This window comes from Streptomyces sp. NPDC041784, from assembly GCF_055591025.1.
In genome coordinates this window covers 432,970-454,142 of the sequence record NZ_JBVJAB010000004.1, presented here as the reverse complement: position 1 = coordinate 454,142, position 21,173 = coordinate 432,970, and the positions used below count along the sequence as shown (strand labels likewise).

The following is a 21,173-nucleotide window of genomic DNA, read 5'->3' as shown; positions in this document are numbered from 1 at the left end:
CCGAATGGTTACGGGTGCGTCATGCGCAGGACATCCAGCGCCTCGTCGAGCTGTTCGACCGTCAGATCGCCCCGCGCCACGTACCCGCCCTCCAGGACGACCTGCCGGATCGTCCTGCGCTCCGCCAGCGCCTTCTTGGCGACCTTCGCGGCCTCCTCGTAGCCGATGTACTTGTTGAGCGGGGTGACCACGGACGGGGAGGACTCGGCGTACTCGCGGGCGCGTTCGCGGTGCGCGACGATGCCGTCCACGGTCCGGTCGGCGAGCAGCCGGGACACGTTGGCGAGGAGCCGGACGGACTCGAGGACGTTCCTGGCGATGACCGGCAGCATGACGTTCAGCTCGAAGTTGCCGGCGGCGCCGGCCGTGGCGACGGTCGCGTCGTTCCCCACGACCTGCGCGGCGACCATCAGCACGGCCTCCGGGATCACCGGGTTGACCTTGCCGGGCATGATCGAGGAACCGGGCTGGAGGTCGGGCAGCGAGATCTCGGCGAGACCGGTGCGCGGCCCCGAGGCCATCCACCGCAGATCGTTGGCGATCTTGGTCAGCCCGACCGCGATGGTTCGCAGTTGCCCGCTGGTCTCGACGATCCCGTCCCGCGCGCCCTGCGCCTCGAAGTGGTCGCGCGCCTCGGTCAGCGGCAGCCCGGTGGTGCGGGCGACCTCCTCGATCACGGCGGCGGAGAACCCGGGCGGGGTGTTGATCCCGGTCCCCACCGCGGTGCCGCCCAGCGGCAGCTCGGCGAGCCGGGGCAGGGACGCCCGCAGCCGCTCGACGCCGTACCGCACCTGGGCGGCGTACCCGCCGAACTCCTGTCCCAGGGTGACGGGCGTGGCGTCCATCAGATGGGTCCGCCCCGACTTCACCACGTCGGCGAACTCCTCCGCCTTGCGGCCGAGGGAGCCGGCCAGGTGCTCCAGAGCGGGGATCAGGTCACGGGTGACGGCGGCGGTGGCGGCGATGTGGATCGAGGACGGGAAGACGTCGTTGGAGGACTGCGAGGCGTTGACGTGGTCGTTGGGGTGCACGTCCCGGCCCAGCCGCTCGGTGGCCAGGGTGGCGATGACCTCGTTGGCGTTCATGTTGGACGAGGTCCCGGAGCCCGTCTGGAACACGTCCACGGGGAAGTGCGCGTCCCATGTCCCGTCGGCCACCTCCCGGGCCGCCTCCTGGATCGCCTCGGCGATGTCCTTGTCGAGCACCCCGAGCCCGGCGTTGACCTTCGCCGCGGCCCCCTTGATCCGGGCCAGCGCCTCGATGTGCGCCCGCTCGATGCGCTGGCCGGAGACGGGGAAGTTCTCGACGGCACGCTGGGTCTGCGCCCGCCACTTGGCCTCGGCGGGGACCCGGACCTCGCCCATGGAGTCGTGCTCGATGCGGTAGTCGCTCATGCCCGGTACAGCGAACGGGATGCCGCGGATGTTCCGCGCACTGGGCCATCCGGATGCTCGTGAGCGTCGGCGCCGCTCAGCCCGTCCGGCGTTCGAGGGCGAGGCCGTTCAGGCCGAAGGGGGTCTGGGGCGCGGCCCTGCGGGGGCCGGGGGCGGAGCCTCTGGGACGGGAGGGGGCGGGAAGGGACGGGAAGGGACGGGAAGGGACGGGCAGAAGCGGCGGGGGCGCAATCCGTCCCCGCCGCCCCGAAGCACTACGCGAGCCCAGGGCCCCGCACCGGGATCGACGTGAACGTCGGCGCGGGTGCCGGGTCCTTGAAGAAGTCGTTGCCCTTGTCGTCGACGACGATGAACGCCGGGAAGTCCTCGACCTCGATCTTCCAGACGGCCTCCATGCCGAGTTCCTCGTACTCGACGACCTCGACCTTCTTGATGCAGTCCTGGGCGAGGCGGGCGGCCGGGCCGCCGATGGAGCCGAGGTAGAAGCCGCCGTGGCTGCCGCAGGCGTCCGTGACCTGCTGCGAGCGGTTGCCCTTGGCGAGCATCACCTTGGAGCCGCCCGCGGCCTGGAACTGCTCGACGTAGGAGTCCATCCGGCCGGCCGTGGTCGGGCCGAAGGAGCCGGAGGCGTAGCCCTCGGGGGTCTTCGCCGGGCCGGCGTAGTACACCGGGTGGTCCTTCAGGTACTGCGGCATCTCCTCGCCCGCGTCCAGCCGCTCCTTGATCTTGGCGTGCGCGATGTCACGGGCCACGACCAGGGGGCCGGACAGCGAGAGGCGGGTCTTCACCGGGTACTTCGTCAGCTCGGCGAGGATCGCGTCCATCGGCTGGTTCAGGTCGATCTTCACGACGTCCGACGACTCGTCGAGGTGCTCGTCCGTCGTGTCGGGCAGGAACCGCGCCGGGTCCGTCTCCAGCTGCTCCAGGAAGACGCCCTCCGCCGTGATCTTCGCGACGGCCTGACGGTCCGCCGAGCAGGAGACGGCGATGGCGACCGGGCAGGACGCGCCGTGCCGGGGCAGACGGACCACGCGCACGTCGTGGCAGAAGTACTTGCCGCCGAACTGCGCGCCGATGCCGATCTTCTGCGTCAGCTCGAAGACCTTCTCCTCCAGCTCCTTGTCCCGGAAGCCGTGCCCGAGCGGGGAGCCTTCGGCCGGGATCTCGTCCAGGTAGTGCGCGGAGGCGTACTTGGCGGTCTTCAGCGCGTACTCGGCGGACGTACCGCCGACGACGATCGCCAGGTGGTACGGCGGGCAGGCGGCCGTACCGAGCGAACGGATCTTCTCCTCCAGGAACTTCATCATGGAGGCCTCGTTGAGGACCGCCTTCGTCTCCTGGTAGAGGAACGACTTGTTGGCCGAGCCGCCGCCCTTCGCCATGAACAGGAACTTGTAGGCGCCGCCGTCGGTCGCGTACAGCTCGATCTGGGCCGGGAGGTTGGAGCCGGTGTTCTTCTCCTCCCACATGGTGAGCGGAGCCATCTGCGAGTAGCGCAGGTTGAGGTTCAGGTACGCGTCGTAGATGCCGCGGCTGAGGGCCGCCTCGTCGCCGCCCTCGGTGAGCACGTTCTGCCCGCGCTTGCCCATGACGATCGCGGTGCCCGTGTCCTGGCACATCGGCAGCACGCCCGCCGCCGCGATGTTCGCGTTCTTCAGCAGGTCCAGCGCCACGAACTTGTCGTTGCTCGACGCCTCGGGGTCGTCGATGATCCGGCGCAGCTGCGCGAGGTGGGCCGGGCGCAGATAGTGCTGGATGTCGTGGATGGCCTCCGCGGCGAGTTGGCGCAGCGCCTCCGGCTCGACCTTGAGGAACGTCCGCCCGTCGGCCTCGAAGGTGGAGACACCCTCGGAGGTCACCAGCCGGTAGGGGGTGGTGTCCTCTCCCATGGGGAGCAGATCGGTGTACGCGAACTCAGGCATCGTCGCCCATTCCTCACTCGACAGACTGCGGCCTGCCGACAGAGGCAGGCTTCACCAGCGTAGAACCTGCCTCTGACGGCGAGCTTGTGAGGTAAGGCTCAGTTCGGCCTCGCCCGTCACTCCTGCGGGGGCTATCGCGATCTATCGTGTTTGGGTACGCTGCTCCCGTGGACCTTCAGAAGCAGACCGCTGCCGCCCCCACGCCCCCCGCCGAGCTGCGCGCCTCGGACGCGGACCGGGACCGGGTCGCCGACATCCTGCGCGAGGCCCTGGCCGAGGGCCGGCTCACCGCCGAGGAGCACGCCGAGCGCGTCGAGGGCGTCCTGGCCGCCAAGACGGTGGGCGAGCTGGAGCTCTTCATACGGGATCTGCCGGCCGCGCACGAGCGGCGCGCGAGCCCCCTGTCCGCCCCGCCGCGCCCCACCGCCGGAGCGATCCCCGCCGACCCCGACGACAATGTGGTCGCGGTGTTCAGCAGCGCCGTCCGCCGGGGCCGCTGGCGCGCGGGCCGCCGGATCCACGCGTACGCGATCTTCGGCAGCGTCGAGATCGACCTCAGCGAGGCGCTCTTCGAGTACCAGCAGGTCGTCGTCAAGGCCTTCGCGGTCTTCGGGAACGTCGAGATCCGCGTCCCGGAGAACGTGTCGCTGCACGGCACCGGCGCCGGAGTCCTCGGCAACTTCGAGGTGCACACGCTCGAGGCGACCTCCCCCGAGGCGCCCGTGGTCTACGTCGACGGCTGGGCGGTGCTGGGCAACATCGAGGGCCGGCCGAAGCGCGGCAAGCTCGTCGAGGACATCCTCGACCGGGTGCAGCGCAAGGTCGACAGAGGTTTGCGCAAGCATCTGGACCGTTGACGGTCGTGAATCCGCCCGGGTCGAAACGAACCGATCCGCGCACGGTGGCGCACCGGAGTCCCCGAAAGCCGGTGGTTCGGAACTCAGTGCATAGGCGCGCGCACAGCGGGTAGGCCTTGCTGCATCGCCTCTCGCTCGCGAAGCCGTCGTCAGGAGTAGACCCGTGCTGCAACCGCCGCATTCGTCCCTGAAGGTCGCCGCCGTTCCGGCCCAGCGGGTGCCAGCGCGTGACAGGGACCAAGACGCTCCCTGGCACACCGAGGCGGTGTGCCGGCGCGACGAGGCAGGACTGTTCTTCGCACCGTCCAAGGAACCCACCGCCGCCCGCCTCTCCCGCGAGGAGGCCGCCAAGCGGGTCTGCGCGCGCTGTCCGGTGATGGTCGAGTGCCGCGAGCACGCACTGGTCCAGCCCGAGCCCTACGGCGTCTGGGGCGGCCTCACCGCCGCCGAGCGCCGCGTGGTCCTGGCCCGGCGCCGGCGCCGGGACATGGAACTGAAGAAGGCGACGCGGACGGCCGACCGCATAGCGCAGGCGGGCTGACGGGCCCGCCGACCGGCCTGGGGACGGGCTTCTCGACGCCTTTCGACGGGCCCTTCACGCAAGAACGGCGGGCCCTTCACGCAGGAATGGGGCGCCCCCTCCGCACCGGGGACGCCCCACCTGCCCGTAGGGGCTACTTCGCGCGGTCGAAGTCGATCGCGCTGTACGCCCGCAGCTTGCTCAGCCGGTGCTCGGAGTCGATGCGCCGCACCGTCCCGGACTTCGACCGCATCACGATCGAGTCGGTGGTCGCGGTCTCCGGCCGGTAGCGCACCCCGCGCAGCAGCTCACCGTCGGTGATCCCGGTGGCGACGAAGAACACGTTCTCGCCCTTGACCAGGTCCTCGGTGGTCAGCACCCGGTCCAGGTCGTGGCCCGCGTCGAGCGCCCGCTGCCGCTCCTCGTCGTCCTTGGGCCACAGCTTGCCCTGGATGGTGCCGCCCAGGCACTTCACCGCGCAGGCCGAGATGATGCCCTCGGGCGTGCCGCCGACGCCGAGCAGCAGGTCGATGCCGGTGCCCTCGCGCAGCGCCAGGATCGAGCCGGCCACATCGCCGTCGGAGATCAGCTTGATGCGTGCCCCGGTCGCCCGGATCTCCTCGATGAGGCCTTCGTGACGCGGCCGGTCCAGGATGACGACGGTGACGTCCTCCGGGGTGACCCGCTTGGCCTTGGCGACCCGGCGGATGTTGACCTCGACGGGCGCGTCGATGTCGACGAACTCGGCGGCTTCGGGGCCGGTGACCAGCTTGTCCATGTAGAACACGGCGGACGGGTCGAACATCGCGCCCCGCTCGGTCGCCGCGAGGACGGCGATCGCGTTCGGCATGCCCTTGGCCGTCAGCGTGGTGCCGTCGATCGGGTCCACGGCGATGTCGACCTCGGGACCGGTCCCGTCGCCGACGCGCTCGCCGTTGAAGAGCATCGGCGCCTCGTCCTTCTCGCCCTCGCCGATGACGACGACGCCGTTCATCGAGACGGTGGAGACGAGGGTCCGCATGGCGCGCACCGCGGCACCGTCGGCGCCGTTCTTGTCACCGCGCCCCACCCAGCGGCCCGCGGCCATCGCGGCGGCTTCGGTCACCCGGACCAGTTCCAGGGCGAGGTTGCGGTCGGGGGCCTCGGAGGGGACATCGAGTTCGGACGGCAGATGATGATTCTCGGTCATCGGAGCGCACCTTTCTGATACGACGACGGCCGGATGAGGGTTCGATCCCCGACTCTATCGTCAGTCCGACAAAATGAGCAGGGGACCCCACGGATGAGCGGCCCGGGCACCTGCGACGATAGGGGACGTGGCAGGTTCGAACGGCAAGCAGAAGTCGGCCCGGGACATGATCCTCTCCCTGGGCCTCATCGTGATCGCGGCGTGGGTGATCTACCTCTTCGTGCCGCACGACGATCACGCTCCCGACATCAAGCGGGTCGACTACCGGGTCGAACTGCTCACCGCACGCCGTGCGGCGTCCTACCCGGTGGCCGCGCCCGAGGGCCTGCCCGAGACATGGAAGGCGACGTCCGTACGGTTCGACGGCGCCGACTTCGACTCCTGGCACCTCGGCTTCCACGCCCCCGACGGGGAGTACGTCACCGTCGAGCAGTCCACTCAGAAGCGCTCGGAGTTCATCGACGAGGCCAGCCAGGGCTCGACGGCGACCAAGTCCACCGAGGAGCTCGACGGCCGTACCTGGACCCGCTACACCGGCGGCCGCTACGACGCGCTCGTGCTGGAGGGCACCGACGGTTCGACGACGGTCGTGGCGGGGACGGCGTCCTTCGAGCGTCTCACGGAGATGGCGAAGGCGCTCAAGACGGCGTGAGGGTCCCGCCCCCACACGCCCCACACGCACGAGAGAGGCCCCCGGCGTATGCCGGGGGCCTCTCTCGTGCGTCACCGCTCTCAGACGGTGGTGACGACCTCGTCGTACGCCAGCCGCGGGGAGCGCGGGAACCAGGCGTCCTCGCCGGGCCTGCCGATGTTGACGACCATCAGCGGGGTGTGGTCGTCGTCCAGGAACTCCTTGCGGACGCCCTCGAAGTCCAGGCCGGTCATCGGGCCGGCGGCCAGACCGGCGGCGCGCACGCCGATGATGAAGTACGCGGCCTGGAGGGCGGCGTTCAGCGTGGCGGCGCTCTCGCGGACCGGGCGCTCGGCGAAGAACATGTCCTTGGCCTGCGGGAAGTGCGGGAGCAGCTGCGGCAGCTCCTCGTGGAACTCGTTGTCCGCGGAGAGGATCGCGACCAGCGGGGCGGCGGCCGTCTTGGCCTGGTTGCCCTCGGCCAGGTGCCGCACCAGGCGCTCGCGGGCCTCGGCCGAGCGGACCAGGGTGATGCGCAGCGGGGTCTGGTTGAAGGCGGTCGGGCCGAACTTGACCAGGTCGTAGATGGCCTGGACCTGCTCGTCGGTCACCGGCTCGTCGGTGAAGGTGTTCGCGGTGCGGGCCTCGCGGAACAGCAGGTCCTGGGCGGCGGGGTCAAGAACGAGAGACATCGTCGGACTTTCTCGGGTACGCGTCCGGATCCGGAACGCCGGACCGGCTGACGTCCATGACCGTACGCCAATGAAGTTCAAGGTTCAACAAAACGCGGAGTGTGGTGATCCGCTTCACAGCCTCTCGTTTCTTCTAGCCCTCCCCCTTCTCCTCCTCGGCCAGCGCCGCGTCCAGCCGTGCCCGCGCGCCCTCCAGCCAGCGCCGGCACACCTTGGCCAGCTCCTCGCCCCGCTCCCACAGGGCGAGGGACTCCTCCAGCGTCGTACCCCCCGCCTCCAGGCGGCGGACGACCTCGACCAGCTCGTCGCGGGCCTGCTCGTACCCCAGGGCTTCCTCGGTCTTGCTCGTCATGCGTCCAGTCCTAGTTGTCGACTCGAACAGTGAACTCGCCCTCGGCGACCCGCGCGCGCAGCGCCTCGTCCGCCGCCACCTCGGCCGGATCCCGGACCACGTGCCCGTCGGCCCGCTGGAGCACCGCGTACCCCCGCTTCAGCGTGGCGGCCGGCGAGAGGGCCACCACCCGCGCGTGCGTGTGCGTCAGCTCGGAGTCCGCGCGGTCCAGGAGATGCCGCAGACAGCGCCGGGAACGATCGGTCAGCGAGGCGACCTGGTCGGCGCGCTCGTCGATCATCCGGTGCGGATCCTGGATCACCGGCCGCGCGAGCGCGTGGGCCAGCCCGCGCTCCTCCCGCTCCATGAACGCCTCCACGCACCGCCGCGCCCGCCCGCGCAGCATCCGCACCCGCTCCAGCTCCTCGCCCACGTCCGGGACGACCTTCTTCGCGGCGTCGGTCGGGGTGGAGGCCCGCAGGTCGGCCACATGGTCCAGCAGCGGGTTGTCCGGCTCGTGCCCGATCGCCGAGACCACCGGCGTACGGCAGGCCGCGACCGCGCGGACCAGCTGCTCGTCGGAGAACGGCAGCAGATCCTCCACGCTGCCGCCGCCCCGGGCGACGATGATCACGTCGACCTCGTCGAGCGCGTCCAGCTCCTTCACGGCCTGGACGACCTGGGTCACCGCGTGCACCCCCTGCACCGCGACGTTGCGCACCTCGAAGCGGACGGCGGGCCAGCGGTGCCGGGCGTTCTCCAGGACGTCCCGCTCGGCGGCCGAGGCCCGGCCGCACACCAGCCCGATGAGCTGCGGCAGGAAGGGCAGCGGCTGCTTGCGCCCGGGAGCGAAGAGGCCCTCCGCCGCCAGGGACTTCTTCAGCTGCTCCAGCCGCGCCAGCAGCTCCCCGACCCCCACCGGCCGTATCTCCACGGCCCGCAGCGACAGCTGCCCGCGCGGCGCGTACCACTCCGGTTTCGCGTGGACGACGACCCGGGCGCCCTCCCCGACGACGTCCGCCACCGCGTCGAACACCTGCCGGTAGCACGTCACGCCCACGGAGATGTCGTGCGAGGGATCGCGCAGGGTCAGAAAGACGACGCCCGCACCCGGGCGCCGCGACAACTGGGTGATCTGACCCTCGACCCACACGGCGCCGAGCCGGTCGATCCACCCCCCGATGAGCCGCGACACCTCGCCGACGGGCAGCGGGGCGTCCGCGGACGTGTTCACAGCCATGCGACCGAGCGTAACGGCCGCCACCGACAATGCCGCTCAGCCCGACTCGGACCGTCCGCTCCACCCCGGAGGGGAACTCCGGCGCTCAGGGCACGGCCTTACGATGGGACGCATGACTGCTTCGTCTGGCCGCCGCCGTGTCCTGCTCGCCGCTCCCCGGGGCTACTGCGCGGGCGTCGACCGCGCCGTGATCGCCGTGGAGAAGGCCCTGGAGCAGTACGGGGCCCCGGTCTACGTCCGGCACGAGATCGTCCACAACAAGTACGTCGTGCAGACCCTGGAGAAGAAGGGCGCCATCTTCGTCGAACGCACGGAGGAGGTGCCGCCGGGCAACATCGTGATGTTCTCGGCGCACGGCGTCGCGCCGGTCGTCCACGAGGAGGCCGCGCGCGGGCGGCTCGCCACCATCGACGCGACCTGCCCGCTGGTCACCAAGGTCCACAAGGAAGCCGTCCGTTTCGCGAACGACGACTACGACATCCTCCTGATCGGTCACGAGGGCCACGAGGAGGTCATCGGCACCTCCGGCGAGGCACCGGACCACATCCAGCTGGTCGACGGCCCGGCCGACGTCGCCAAGGTCGAGGTCCGTGACGAGTCGAAGGTCGTCTGGCTCTCCCAGACCACCCTCTCCGTCGACGAGACCATGGAGACCGTCGACGCACTGAAGGAGAAGTTCCCGCAGCTCATCTCCCCGCCCAGCGACGACATCTGCTACGCCACGCAGAACCGTCAGCTCGCGGTGAAGCAGATGGGCGCCGAGGCCGAGCTGGTCATCGTGGTCGGCTCGCGCAACTCCTCCAACTCCAAGCGGCTCGTCGAGGTCGCCAAGCTCGCCGGGTCGCGCGAGGCGTACCTGGTGGACTTCGCCAGCGAGATCGACGAGGCCTGGCTGGAGGGCGTGACCACGGTCGGTGTCACCTCCGGCGCCTCCGTCCCCGAGGTCCTCGTCGAGGAGGTCCTGGCCTGGCTCGGCGAGCGCGGCTACGGGGACGTGGAGCTGGTCAAGGCGGCCGACGAGCACATCACCTTCTCGCTGCCGAAGGAACTGCGCCGGGACCTGCGCGAGGAAGCGGCGGCGCTGGTGGCGGAGCGCGGCGGCAGCGGTGCCGCGGCCGCCTCGACTGAGTGACTGTCAGTCGATCGTCGTAACGTAGGGCCATGCAGATCTTCGGCGTGGACATCGGCGGTTCCGGGATCAAGGGCGCCCCTGTGGATTTGGACAGGGGCGACCTGGCTCAGGAACGCTGCAAAGTGCTCACACCGCAACCGGCGACGCCCGAGGGTGTCGCCGACGGCGTGAAGCAGGTCGTGGAGCACTTCGGCTGGACCGGCCCGGTCGGTCTCACCTTCCCCGGCGTGGTCACCGGCGGATCGACCATCCGCACGGCGGCCAATGTCGACAAGAGCTGGATCGACACGGACGCGCGCGCGTTGTTCAGCGAGCGGCTCGGCGGGCTGCCCGTGACCGTCGTCAACGACGCGGACGCGGCGGGCGTCGCCGAGGTCGCCTTCGGCGCGGGCCGCGACCGCAGCGGGACGGTCATCCTGCTGACGTTCGGCACGGGCATCGGCAGTGCGCTGTTCGTCGACGGCGTGCTCGTCCCCAACACCGAGCTGGGCCACCTCGAGCTGCACGGGCACGACGCGGAGAAGCGCGCCAGCAGCAAGGCCAAGGAGGACGGCGAGCTGACGTGGGAGCACTGGGCGCACCGCGTCCAGAAGTACCTCGCCCACGTCGAGATGCTGTTCTCGCCCGAGCTGTTCATCATCGGCGGCGGGGTCAGCCGCAAGGCCGAGAAGTTCCTGCACTTCATCGAGGACATCAAGGCGGAGATCGTCCCGGCACAGCTCCAGAACAACGCGGGGATCGTGGGCGCGGCGATGCGGGCGGCGAAGGAGAGCTGACGCCTGCGGGCGGGACGACGCGGCTCTCGCGGCGCCCCGCCCGGCCTGGGCGACGCCTTCGTGGCGCCGGCCGGACAGGCCCTAGCCTCGTCGGGCGGGTCGGGTCGTCGCTCGGCGGCGGGCCCTCGCCCGGCATACGCCGCGGGCGAGGATGGTCACGGTCGCGGCGAGTGTGCCCGCGTACAGCCAGCCGGCCTGGGTGGCCAGCGCTGTGACCAGGCCCATCAGCCGGGCCCCGATGCCGTCGCCGTCGTCGACCACGGGCAGCAGGCCCACGGCGAAGGCGATCGGTACGACCACGGGCGGTGACAGCAGGTCGACGGGGCGCACCCAGAGGGCGGTCAGGACGCACACCGGCAGGAACAGCACGCCGTACACCGTCAGTGACGCCCCGAAGAGCAGGCCGTCCAGCCACCCCAGCGCGCTCATCACCGCCATGCTGAACAGCCCGCTGCCGAGACCGGTGAGCCGGGGGTTCGGCAGCCGGCGGGCGCCGGTGGGGGAGGGGCGGGGGACACGGGGTGGCCGGGGGGCCGCGGGGGAGCGGGTGGAGGCACCGGACGCGGCGGGGCCCCGTGCGGCACGGGGGACGGCGCGCGGCTCCTGACGTTCGCGCCCGCCCGCACGCTCTCTGTCCACCTGCGGCGGAAGGGTGCCGCGTCGCGGGCCGGGGTGCGGGGGACGCGTCCTGTGTTGCTCCACTCCACCAAGTTAGGTCGTTTTATGTGGCGAATCGGGCGTCGGACACGCCGGGGCGCGGACCTTGGCCATGCGTTCGACAGGTCCGCGAGGCCGGCGCCGGGTACGCCGTAAACTGGTGGATCGGCCGGCCCTCTGCCCCCTGGTCCCCACGGCGGGAAGCCCCGGGAACCGGCCCCCTGGCCCTCTGACTACGGGAAGTCGCAACGTGTCGCTCACGATCGGAATCGTCGGTCTGCCGAATGTCGGCAAGTCGACCCTGTTCAACGCCCTGACCAAGAACGACGTGCTGGCGGCCAACTACCCGTTCGCCACGATCGAGCCGAATGTCGGTGTCGTGGGCGTCCCGGACGCCCGGCTGACCAAGCTGGCCGAGATCTTCGGCTCCCAGCGCATCCTCCCCGCCACCGTCGACTTCGTCGACATCGCGGGTATCGTGCGCGGCGCCTCCGAGGGCGAGGGGCTGGGCAACAAGTTCCTGGCGAACATCCGTGAGTCCGACGCGATCTGCCAGGTCATCCGCGCCTTCAAGGACGAGAACGTCGTGCACGTCGACGGCAAGGTCTCGCCGAAGGACGACATCGAGACGATCAACACCGAGCTGATCCTCGCCGACCTCCAGACCATCGAGAAGGTCCTGCCCCGCCTCCAGAAGGAGTCGCGGATCAAGAAGGACATCGCGCCCAAGGTCGCGGCCGTCGAGGCGGCGAAGGAGATCCTGGAGAAGGGCGACACCCTCTTCTCGGCGGGCATCGTCCAGGGCTCCGGCAACGAGGAGCTCCTGCACGACCTGCACCTGCTCACCACCAAGCCCTTCCTGTACGTCTTCAACGTCGACGAGGACGAGCTGATGGACGACACCTTCAAGGACGAGCAGCGCGCCCTGGTCGCCCCCGCCGAGGCGATCTTCCTCAACGCCAAGCTGGAGCAGGACCTCGCCGAGCTGGACGAGGCGGACGCGATGGAGCTGCTGGAGTCGGTCGGCGCCGAGGAGCCCGGCCTGGCCACCCTGGCCCGCGTCGGCTTCAACACCCTCGGCCTGCAGACCTACCTCACGGCCGGCCCCAAGGAGTCCCGCGCCTGGACGATCAAGAAGGGCGCCACCGCCCCCGAGGCCGCCGGCGTGATCCACACCGACTTCCAGAAGGGCTTCATCAAGGCGGAGGTCATCTCCTTCGCCGACCTCGTCGAGACCGGCTCGGTAGCCGAGGCCCGCGCCAAGGGCAAGGCGCGCATGGAGGGCAAGGAGTACGTCATGCAGGACGGGGACGTCGTGGAGTTCCGCTTCAACGTGTAGTGGCTTATCCCTCGATCTGCTGAGATGCAGGTCAGAGGGTAAAACCCCAGGTCAGGGGCCAGATTTCACGGTCTGGCCCCTTCTTGTTTTCTCCTGCTGTTTCCGGCCTTTTCCGGGTCCTGTGCTGACTTGGTGCTGACTCGCCGAGGGACGCGAGGGCCCGCTCTGATCTGGGGTAACAGCGAGGCCGTAAGAACAGGGCGAGTGCCTGCGAACGTCTCTCGGCCGGGGCTGCTCCGGAGATGCCGGGTCCTTGATGAACGAATGCCTGCCGGGTTTCCTGTTCTGGAAAGCCGGGGAGCTTGACCCGGAAGTTGGCAGGTCGGGAGCATCGCCTTGACCAAGCCTGTCGACAGGAGGGGGAAAGCCGTGGGCGCACCGCTGCGGAAGCTCTCGGGAGACCCGGACTGCAAGAATGGCACCTGCCCCACCCTGTGGGGCACGGCCGACGGCAAGGAGTACGTCGTACAGGGTTACGTGATCAACGACCCTGAGCAGCTGGCGCAGCTCGACCTGCCCGAGGGCGAGACTGCTGTCATGATCCCCGCGGCCGTGCTGGAGGAGCACTTCCGTGCTCACCGGTGAGGAGTTCGGGCGCCTCTTCGAAACGTTCGAGCGGACCGCGTTCCGGCTGGAGACGCTGGCCGAGTACGACGTGGAGGAGGAGCGCGAGGAGATCGCGCGCTTCCTGGCCGGCGAGGCCATGGGGTCGGAGTGGGACGACAACCCGTGGGTGCGGTCCATGACCGACAAGGGCAAACAGGTGTCCCGAGTCCACGTCCTGCGCTCTCCGCTGACCGACTACCTGCGCTACGAGTTGGCGGCCTACCCCGGCAACATCAAGGCCAGGGAGTCGATCGGCATCATCGACCTCGCCGAACAGGACGTGGAAGGTCTACCCGACCACGACTTCTGGCTCTTCGACGACCGCGACGTGTACCGAATGCACTACACCCCCGAGGGCCGGTTCCTCGGCGGCAAACTCCTGCCTGCCAACCGGCTCGCGGAATACCAGGGCTACCGCGACGTGGCGCTCACGCACGCCGTTCCGTTCGCGGCCTACTGGGAGCGGCACCACTGACCACGGAGTCGATCGGGAGAGCTCTGCGGGCACTGCGGGAGGCATCGGGGCTGACCGGTGACGCAGTGGCCCGCAGAGCCTCCATGTCCGCGGGCAAGTTGTCCAAGATCGAGAACGGTCGAACCCTGCCCACTGTGCAGGACGTTGACCTGATCCTGTCCGCGCTCGGCGTCTCGGAAGAGGTGAAGGAACAGTTCCTCGCCACCGCCAGGGCCGAGGTCACGGAGGCCACAGCGTGGCGCCTGCTGCGCCGCATGGGCCCGTGGAAGCACCAGAACACCATCAAGGCCATCGAGGCCAACACGAAGGCGCTCAGGTTGTTCCAGGGACAACTCATCCCCGGACTCCTCCAAACGCCGGAGTACGCCTCGGCGGTGTTCTCTCTGCCGCCCGCGCTCCCGGATGAAACCAGGGCCCGGACAGTGGCGGCGAGGATGGAGCGACAAGCGACGCTCTACGAAGACGGCCGCTCGTTCCACTTCGTGATCTGTGAGCACGTCCTTCGGTGGTTGGTCTGCGAGCCGGCCGTCATGGCAGTACAGCTCGATCGGCTCGTGTCCCTGTCCCGGCTCCCCAGCGTGACGGTCGGGACGGTGCCCCTGACGGGTCGGATGCCAGACTTCCCGATGACGTGCTTCAGCGTCCACGATGACCGGCTGGTGATCGTCGAGACGTTCCACTCGGAGATCACGACACGCGACCCCAGGGACATACAGACGTACGTCGACACCTTCCAGCGCTTCGCCGACGTAGCGGTCTACGGCGAGGAGATGCGAGCTCTCGTCGAAAGCATCCGAGACGAGTTCTTGCCGCAACGGGAAAGAGGGTAGGGACGCTCGGCCGGAGCCCCAAAGATGGATTGCAGCGAGATCCAAGCCGGGGAGTAGCCATGCCAGCGACCATGACCACAGTCAGGACCCGTGCACCTGCCACTTCCGCCGACGCCTCCGGAACCGGTGCTGGGGTGCGATGTATGCGCCGCACTCGCGAGGCAACGGCAGACAGCGAGAGACCGGGGAGACCTGTCCGCGGCGACGGACGCCGACATCGAGATCCGAAGCCACCCGCACAAGACGCGAGGGCGCCGGTGATGGACATGCAGACGTGGCGGGACAGCCGAGCAAGGGCCACCGAGGCAGCCGAGGCACTGCGGGCGGCTCTTGCCGCCCTCGGCACCCCTCAGAGCGTGTGTGGCAGCGTCCGCCCGATGGTCACCCACAAGGGCACGGCGTACGTGCACGTCGGCATGGTGCGAGCGGACGTGGCGGAACAGATGGTCAAGGCCATGAGGGCGCCGGAGAGCGCTCCGTGACCCGCTCCGTCCTGCGATTCGTGAAGCACCGGATCACACAGCAGCCAGGCACTGACGTCACCTTCGCGGCCGAGTGCATGGCGTGCGAGTGGAAGGCGACGCCGTCGGCCGATGGCGCAGCGGTGGACATCGAGTGCATGAGCCATACCGGTCGGACAGGACACCCGGAGTTTCGGCGCACCTGTACCTCCTTCGCCATGGTGACCAGGGTCGGTACGGAAGCCGCCTCGGCTCGTTGAACACCGGCGAGGTGCGAGTGCTGGACGAAGCCCCGCACGTAACGATGGACGAGCGGAAATACGGGAGGCTGGCTCATGGCCCAGACGCCGGTAACAGAGCACGATGAGCCCGAAGGCGAGCCGCTGGGCGAGCAGCCTCGGGTCATCAGCTACCGGTCGACGACCAATCCGCAGGTGACGGTGGAGTGGCGCTTGGTCAAGTGGTCGAAGGAGCAGCGGCTTGAGCTTGCTCGCATCCTCTTCAAGGAGCCACCCGTTCGTTGACGTCATGCAGTGCCTGGCAGGGGTCGCCATCCGGTGCCCTGGGAGGCAAGGTCGGCGAAGGGGGTGGGGGATGACCCCTTGGGGTGTGGTTTGCTCACCGCCACGTCTTACCGGTCAAGAATGCGCCACGGTTTCAGGGCCGATCAGGAGGAGCGCCAGCGGGCGCCCCGGTGGCAAAGAGAAACGGCCCTCGGAGAAAGCGAGGGCCGTTTCGCACCGGCCTACTCAAGTGTCAGCGAGAGAAGGGGAAGGTGCGGCGCCGACAGTAGCACCCTGTCTGACCAGGGACAATGCGCCAGCGAGGTCAGAGGAGGCCGAGCTTGGCCAGGTCGAAGTGCTCGTCGGTCAGAGACTCGTACCCATGCTCAGCGGCGTAGGCCAGAATGCGGCCGAGAGGAGTGTCTGGGGCCGGCGGTTCGGTGGCCAGCTCGAACCCGGTGACCTGGAGGGCGAAGCCGAGGCCGGTGTCGAAGGCGTCGTGATCGTTGGACATCGCTCCACGGTAACGCCGCTTTCCGGGCCCCTTGGGGTAATCCGCGTGGCCAAGGTTCCTTACCGCAGTGTCTTACCGGCCGAGATCGCGTCGCGGTTTCAGGGCCGATCTGGTCCCTCGTTCTGGGGCTGACCAGTAGGGTTGTGAAGATTCTGGTGTGAGCCATGCGGCGTGCGGACGGGCGCGCTACTGAGTGTGATGGGGTGCGAAGCGCGTGACTGCGACCACGACGTCGGTGCACGACGTTCTCAAGGCGATCCGTGACGGCTCCACCGGGAACCGAGACCGGGGAACCCGCTTCGAGGAGTTCATGGTCCAGTACCTGAGCACCGACCCGCAGTGGACCGAGCAGTTCAGCCGCGTGTGGATGTGGGCCGACTGGCCGGGGGCCGATCACGACAAGCGGGACACGGGCATCGACCTGGTTGCGCAGGACCGGGAGACGGGTGGCTTCTGTGCCATCCAGTGCAAGTTCTACGAGCCGCACCACACGATCCGCAAGGAGGACATCGACTCCTTCTTCACGGCCTCTGGCAAGGGCGCTTTTACTCGCCGGATGATCGTCTCCACCACCGACAAGTGGAGTGATCACGCCGAGTCGGCCCTGGACGACCAGCAGATCCCCGTCACCCGGCTCGGCCTGTCGGACATTGCGAACAGCCCGGTGGAGTGGCACATGCCCTCTCCAAACCTGCACGTCGAGTTCGAGGTGACGCTGCGGGGGAAGAAGAAGCCGCGCCCGCACCAGCGCGATGCGATCGACGATGTCTTTGCCGGCTTCGCCGAGCACGACCGCGGCAAGCTCATCATGGCCTGCGGTACTGGCAAGACCTTCACCAGCTTGAAAATCGCGGAGCGCTTCCAGCGTCAGCGGGCCGAGGCAGGGCAGGGCGACCACACCACCGTTCTGTTCCTGGTTCCCTCCATCGCTCTCCTCTCGCAGACGCTGCGTGAGTGGTCGTACGAGGCCGCAGTACCGCTGCGGGCCTTCGCCGTCTGCTCGGACACCAAGGTCGGTAAGCAGAAGGCCCAGGGCGACGATAAGGACATGGCCGCCCATGACCTGGCCCTGCCCGCCACCACCGACCCGAACCGACTGGTCGCCCAGATGGCGAGTGTCGAGGCCACGCCGGGGCTGACGGTCGTGTTCTCCACTTACCAGTCGATCGCTACCGTTGCCGCTGCCCAGCAGCAGGGGTTGGCCCGATTCGACCTGATCCTGTGCGACGAAGCCCACCGCACCACCGGCGTTACGCTGTCCGGACACGACGAGTCCGCGTTCGTCCGCGTCCACGACGACAGCTTCATCGGCGCGGACCGCCGCCTGTACATGACTGCCACCCCGCGTGTGTACAGCGACGACACCAAGCAGGACGCCAAGGGCGCAGACGCGGTCGTTGCCTCAATGGACGACGAGTCGAAGTACGGCCCCGAGTTCCACCGCCTCGGCTTCGGCAAAGCCGTGGAGCAGGGCCTGCTCACCGACTACAAGGTCCTCATACTCACCGTCGACGAGGGCGTTGTCGCCAAGACCCTCCAGGAGGGTTTCGCCGGCGGCGCCTCCGAGCTGAACCTCGATGACGCCGCAAAGATCATCGGCTGCTGGAACGCGATGGCCAAGCGCACCGGTACCTTCACCGACGGCTCCGGTTTCGGTGAGGACGAGGCCCCGATGAAGCGCGCTGTAGCTTTTGCTCGCTCCATCAACGACTCCAAGAAAATCGCCACCCACTTCAACGAGATCGTTGACGCCTACGACGACGGCGACGACGAGGTGCTTCGCTGCGACGTCGACCACGTCGACGGCAACTTCAACACCCTCCAGCGCAACCGGCTCCTCGACTGGCTCAAGCAGGATCCCGGTCCGGCCAGCGCCCGCATCCTTTCCAATGCCCGTTGTCTGTCCGAGGGCGTGGACGTGCCGAGTCTGGACGCGGTGTTGTTCTTGCACCCGCGCAACTCTGTGGTCGATGTGATCCAGTCGGTCGGCCGAGTGATGCGCATCGCGCCGGGCAAGAACTACGGCTACATCATCCTGCCGGTGGCCGTCCCGGCGGGGATGCCGCCGGAGCAGGCGCTCTCGAAGAACGAACGGTTCAAGACGGTCTGGCAGGTCCTCCAGGCACTGCGTGCCCACGACGACCGCTTCAACGCGACCGTCAACCAGATCAAGCTGAACAACAAGGCCCCTGAGAACATCGGCGTGGGCCACATCGGGCCGGGCGACGAGACCGTCGGCGACCAGGATGGCTCCAGCACCTCCGACCACGCGGCCCAGGAAGCCAAGAGCGCCCAGCACGTCCAAGAGGCCTTGTTCAAGGTCGAAGACTGGCGTGACGCGATCTACGCCCGCATCGTGGACAAGGTCGGCGAGCGCAAGTACCTGGAGGACTGGGCCAAGGACATCGCCGAGATCGCCCAGGCCCACGTTACGCGGATCAAGGCCGCCCTCGCCCTCCCCGACAAGCGGGCCGCGTTCGAGCAGTTTCTTGCCGAACTGCGCACGACCATCAACCCCGGCGTCACCGAACCTGACGCCATCGACATGCTCGCCCAGCACATCGTCACCAAGCCTGTCTTCGATGCGCTGTTCAGCAGCTACGCCTTCGCCGAGCACAACCCGGTGTCCAAGGCCATGCAGCGGATGCTCGACGTCCTGGACGATCAGGGTTTGGAGACCGAAGCCAGGACTCTGGAGGAGTTCTACCGGTCGGTGCGGGTGCGTGCCGAGGGCGTCGACAACCACGAGGGCCGCCAGCAGTTCATCGTCGAGCTCTACGACAAGTTCTTCAAGACGGCCACGAAGAAGGCAGCCGACGCGCTCGGTATCGTCTACACCCCTGTCGAGGTCGTCGACTTCATCATCCGCTCCACCGAGCAGGCCCTGGCCAAGCACTTCGGACGGTCGCTTTCGGATCAGAAGGTCCACGTCATCGACCCGTTCGTCGGCACCGGCACGTTCCCCGTGCGGCTGCTCCAGTCCGGCCTGATCAAGCCAGAGGACCTGCTACGCAAGTACACCAGCGAAATGCACGCCAACGAGATCGTGCTGCTGGCCTACTACATCGCAGCCGTCAACATCGAGGCGGCCTTCCACGATCTGACCAGCGGCGAGTATCAGCCGTTCGAGGGCATCGTCCTGACCGACACGTTCCAGCTCGCCGAAGGCGGCACGGCCAAGCTCGACGGTATGGACGTGCTGGAGGGCAACAGCGAGCGGGCCAGGAAGCAGCGCAAGCAGCCCATCACTGTCGTGATCGGCAACCCGCCGTACTCGGTGGGGCAGGACAGTGTCAACGACAACAACCAGAACCTCAAGTACGAGGTGCTGGACGCCCGCATCGCCGAGACGTACGTGGCCGAGTCCGCGGTCGGCAACAAAAACAAGCTGTACGACTCCTACATCCGAGCCATCCGCTGGGCATCGGACCGCATCACGGGTGAAGGCGTCGTCGCGTTTGTCTCCAACGGCGGTTACATCGACGGCACCAGTGCGGATGGCCTGCGCAAGTCTCTGGTCAGCGAGTTCGACGCGATCTACTGCTACAACCTGCGGGGCAACCAGCGCACCGCCGGTGAGCAGGCCCGGAAGGAAGGCGGCAAGATCTTCGGCTCGGGCAGCCGCAACACTGTCGCCATCCTGATTCTCGTCAAGGGCAGCAAGAACGGCAGTCCCGCGTCCAGCTGCGAGCTGCACTACCACGAGGTCGACGACTACCTCACCCGTGAGGACAAGCTGAACAAGCTCCGCGCCCAGAGCTTGGACACCGTGGAGTGGAAGAAGATCACGCCGAACGTCGAGGGCGACTGGATCAACCAGCGAGACGAGAGTTACGCGGCATTCCAGGCGATCGGCGACAAGGACAAGATCCTCGCCAGCCAGTCTGTCTTCGCGCTCTACTCCAGCGGCCTGAACTCCGCCCGTGACTCCTGGGTCTACAACTTCTCCGAGGAGAAGGTCCGCACCAACATGGAGTCGATGATCGACTTCTACAACGATCAGGTGCAGGGATTCCACGCCCATTGCAAGGCCAGCGAAGAGACCGCTCCCAGTGTGAAGGACGTGGAGCAGTGGATCGACACCGACGGGAAGAAGATCAGCTGGAACCGCGCTGACAAAACCAGGCTCGCCAAGGGCGAGAAGTACGTCTACGACGCCGCCTGCGTAGTCACCTCCTCCTACCGACCTTTCACCAAGCAGAAGCTGTACTTCCACTCGCGGCTGAACGACATGACGTATCAGCTGCCTCGACTGTTCCCTACGGCCGAGCACGAGAACTTCGGCTTCTACAGCAACGGTGTGCACGCCACGACTGTGCCGGCCGTGCTCATGGTGAGGCACGTGCCCAACCTTGATGTCTTCGGCAAGGGCGGGTACTTCTTCCCGCGGTACACCTACCGGGAGCTGGCAGTCGACGGCGGCTTCGACTTCGGGGAGGGCGAAGGTTACGAGCGTGTCGACAACATCACCGACGCCGCCCTCGCGGGGTACCGCGATGCTTACGAGGACCCGGCCATCGCGAAGGACGACATCTTCTACTACACCTACGCTCTGCTCCACTCTCTGGATTTCCGGGAGCGCTTTGCTGCCGACTTGAAGAAGTCCTTGCCCCGCATCCCCAAGGTCCAGGACTTCCACGGCTTCGCCGCGGCCGGCCGCGCGCTCGCCAAGCTGCACTTGGACTACGAGCAGGCCAAGCCGTACAAGGGCATCGTCGAGACGGTGAGTGGTGACGCGACTGCCACGCCCGCGACCGAGCTGTACCGGGTCACCAAGATGAAGATCCCGAAGGTGAAGGGTGAGGCTGACCGGTCCACGATCGTCTACAACACCCGGGTCAAGCTGACCAACATCCCGGAGGAGGCGTACCGCTACCAGCTCGGTGCCCGCTCTGCGATCGAGTGGATCATCGACCGCTACCAGGTCAAGGTCGACAAGGCATCGGAGATCGTCAACGACCCCAACGACTGGTCCGACGACCCGAGGTACATCATCGACCTGCTCAAGCGGATCGTCACGGTCAGCCTGGAGACGATGAAGATCGTGGACGCTCTTCCGGCGCTGGACATCCTGGAGTAGCCCGACAGTCGGCTCGATGGCGAA

General features: G+C 68.2%; 21 protein-coding genes. 13 read left to right on the top strand and 8 right to left on the bottom strand.

The window, feature by feature from the left end; translation table 11 throughout:
• Positions 1 to 8: 8 nt before the first annotated feature.
• The gene (locus tag ACZ6D7_RS11460; protein WP_469487372.1) at positions 9 to 1,394 is read right to left on the bottom strand and encodes a class II fumarate hydratase; all 1,386 of its coding nucleotides are present in this window, start codon (positions 1,392 to 1,394) and stop codon (positions 9 to 11) included.
• A gap of 254 nt (positions 1,395 to 1,648) precedes the next feature.
• Complete coding sequence (locus ACZ6D7_RS11455) at positions 1,649 to 3,316, bottom strand: fumarate hydratase (RefSeq protein WP_469487369.1); 1,668 nt, start codon at positions 3,314 to 3,316, stop codon at positions 1,649 to 1,651.
• 167 nt (positions 3,317 to 3,483) lie between these two features.
• Here ACZ6D7_RS11455 and ACZ6D7_RS11450 point away from each other — a divergent pair, with 167 nt between their 5' ends.
• Together ACZ6D7_RS11450 and ACZ6D7_RS11445 are read left to right on the top strand one after the other, a co-directional pair.
• On the top strand, positions 3,484 to 4,173 hold the full coding sequence (locus ACZ6D7_RS11450; RefSeq protein WP_469487365.1) for a DUF1707 SHOCT-like domain-containing protein: 690 nt from the start codon (positions 3,484 to 3,486) through the stop codon (positions 4,171 to 4,173).
• A 163-nt stretch (positions 4,174 to 4,336) separates the two neighbouring features.
• On the top strand, positions 4,337 to 4,714 hold the full coding sequence (locus tag ACZ6D7_RS11445; protein ID WP_469487360.1) for a WhiB family transcriptional regulator: 378 nt from the start codon (positions 4,337 to 4,339) through the stop codon (positions 4,712 to 4,714).
• Positions 4,715 to 4,847: 133 nt separating this feature from the next.
• Here ACZ6D7_RS11445 and glpX read toward each other — a convergent pair whose 3' ends face one another.
• Positions 4,848 to 5,882, bottom strand: coding sequence for a class II fructose-bisphosphatase (gene glpX / locus ACZ6D7_RS11440; protein ID WP_469487357.1), 1,035 nt, complete (start codon positions 5,880 to 5,882; stop codon positions 4,848 to 4,850).
• Positions 5,883 to 6,009: 127 nt separating this feature from the next.
• On the opposite strand from glpX, the gene ACZ6D7_RS11435 reads away from it, so the two are divergent.
• On the top strand, positions 6,010 to 6,534 hold the full coding sequence (locus ACZ6D7_RS11435) for a DUF4245 domain-containing protein (protein ID WP_469487354.1): 525 nt from the start codon (positions 6,010 to 6,012) through the stop codon (positions 6,532 to 6,534).
• 80 nt (positions 6,535 to 6,614) lie between these two features.
• Here the strand turns inward: ACZ6D7_RS11435 and ACZ6D7_RS11430 are convergent, their stop codons facing one another.
• The 3 genes from ACZ6D7_RS11430 to xseA form a co-directional block, all read right to left on the bottom strand.
• Positions 6,615 to 7,205: a malonic semialdehyde reductase gene (locus tag ACZ6D7_RS11430; RefSeq protein ID WP_469487352.1), complete on the bottom strand. Its 591-nt coding sequence runs from the start codon at positions 7,203 to 7,205 to the stop codon at positions 6,615 to 6,617.
• A gap of 133 nt (positions 7,206 to 7,338) precedes the next feature.
• The gene (locus ACZ6D7_RS11425) at positions 7,339 to 7,557 is read right to left on the bottom strand and encodes an exodeoxyribonuclease VII small subunit (protein ID WP_469487350.1); all 219 of its coding nucleotides are present in this window, start codon (positions 7,555 to 7,557) and stop codon (positions 7,339 to 7,341) included.
• Between the two features lie 10 nt (positions 7,558 to 7,567).
• Positions 7,568 to 8,776, bottom strand: a complete 1,209-nt coding sequence (xseA, locus tag ACZ6D7_RS11420) for an exodeoxyribonuclease VII large subunit (protein WP_469487347.1) — start codon at positions 8,774 to 8,776, stop codon at positions 7,568 to 7,570.
• A 103-nt stretch (positions 8,777 to 8,879) separates the two neighbouring features.
• On the opposite strand from xseA, the gene ACZ6D7_RS11415 reads away from it, so the two are divergent.
• Together ACZ6D7_RS11415 and ppgK are read left to right on the top strand one after the other, a co-directional pair.
• Positions 8,880 to 9,908 (top strand): 4-hydroxy-3-methylbut-2-enyl diphosphate reductase, encoded by a 1,029-nt coding sequence (locus ACZ6D7_RS11415; RefSeq protein ID WP_469487344.1) that lies wholly within the window; start codon positions 8,880 to 8,882, stop codon positions 9,906 to 9,908.
• Between the two features lie 29 nt (positions 9,909 to 9,937).
• On the top strand, positions 9,938 to 10,684 hold the full coding sequence (gene ppgK / locus ACZ6D7_RS11410) for a polyphosphate--glucose phosphotransferase (RefSeq protein WP_469487340.1): 747 nt from the start codon (positions 9,938 to 9,940) through the stop codon (positions 10,682 to 10,684).
• An 81-nt stretch (positions 10,685 to 10,765) separates the two neighbouring features.
• Here ppgK and ACZ6D7_RS11405 read toward each other — a convergent pair whose 3' ends face one another.
• Positions 10,766 to 11,323: a DUF6542 domain-containing protein gene (locus ACZ6D7_RS11405; RefSeq protein ID WP_469487338.1), complete on the bottom strand. Its 558-nt coding sequence runs from the start codon at positions 11,321 to 11,323 to the stop codon at positions 10,766 to 10,768.
• A gap of 268 nt (positions 11,324 to 11,591) precedes the next feature.
• On the opposite strand from ACZ6D7_RS11405, the gene ychF reads away from it, so the two are divergent.
• From ychF to ACZ6D7_RS11370, 7 genes are all read left to right on the top strand, one after another.
• On the top strand, positions 11,592 to 12,680 hold the full coding sequence (gene ychF, locus ACZ6D7_RS11400) for a redox-regulated ATPase YchF (protein ID WP_469487334.1): 1,089 nt from the start codon (positions 11,592 to 11,594) through the stop codon (positions 12,678 to 12,680).
• Between the two features lie 369 nt (positions 12,681 to 13,049).
• Positions 13,050 to 13,265 (top strand): hypothetical protein, encoded by a 216-nt coding sequence (locus tag ACZ6D7_RS11395; protein ID WP_469487331.1) that lies wholly within the window; start codon positions 13,050 to 13,052, stop codon positions 13,263 to 13,265.
• A complete protein-coding gene (locus ACZ6D7_RS11390) occupies positions 13,252 to 13,761 on the top strand; it encodes a DUF6879 family protein (RefSeq protein ID WP_469487328.1) in 510 nt (169 codons plus the stop codon). The genes ACZ6D7_RS11395 and ACZ6D7_RS11390 overlap by 14 nt, the downstream gene beginning before the upstream one ends.
• Positions 13,743 to 14,591: a helix-turn-helix domain-containing protein gene (locus tag ACZ6D7_RS11385; protein ID WP_469487949.1), complete on the top strand. Its 849-nt coding sequence runs from the start codon at positions 13,743 to 13,745 to the stop codon at positions 14,589 to 14,591. The genes ACZ6D7_RS11390 and ACZ6D7_RS11385 overlap by 19 nt, the downstream gene beginning before the upstream one ends.
• 260 nt (positions 14,592 to 14,851) lie before the next feature.
• Complete coding sequence (locus ACZ6D7_RS11380) at positions 14,852 to 15,073, top strand: hypothetical protein (protein WP_469487325.1); 222 nt, start codon at positions 14,852 to 14,854, stop codon at positions 15,071 to 15,073.
• The gene (locus ACZ6D7_RS11375; RefSeq protein WP_469487322.1) at positions 15,070 to 15,312 is read left to right on the top strand and encodes a DUF7848 domain-containing protein; all 243 of its coding nucleotides are present in this window, start codon (positions 15,070 to 15,072) and stop codon (positions 15,310 to 15,312) included. The genes ACZ6D7_RS11380 and ACZ6D7_RS11375 overlap by 4 nt, the downstream gene beginning before the upstream one ends.
• A gap of 75 nt (positions 15,313 to 15,387) precedes the next feature.
• Positions 15,388 to 15,576: a hypothetical protein gene (locus tag ACZ6D7_RS11370; protein ID WP_469487318.1), complete on the top strand. Its 189-nt coding sequence runs from the start codon at positions 15,388 to 15,390 to the stop codon at positions 15,574 to 15,576.
• Between the two features lie 304 nt (positions 15,577 to 15,880).
• Here ACZ6D7_RS11370 and ACZ6D7_RS11365 read toward each other — a convergent pair whose 3' ends face one another.
• Positions 15,881 to 16,069, bottom strand: coding sequence for a hypothetical protein (locus tag ACZ6D7_RS11365; protein WP_469487316.1), 189 nt, complete (start codon positions 16,067 to 16,069; stop codon positions 15,881 to 15,883).
• 214 nt (positions 16,070 to 16,283) lie between these two features.
• Between ACZ6D7_RS11365 and ACZ6D7_RS11360 the strand changes: the two genes are divergently transcribed.
• Positions 16,284 to 21,149, top strand: a complete 4,866-nt coding sequence (locus tag ACZ6D7_RS11360) for a DEAD/DEAH box helicase (protein WP_469487309.1) — start codon at positions 16,284 to 16,286, stop codon at positions 21,147 to 21,149.
• Positions 21,150 to 21,173 lie beyond the last annotated feature (24 nt).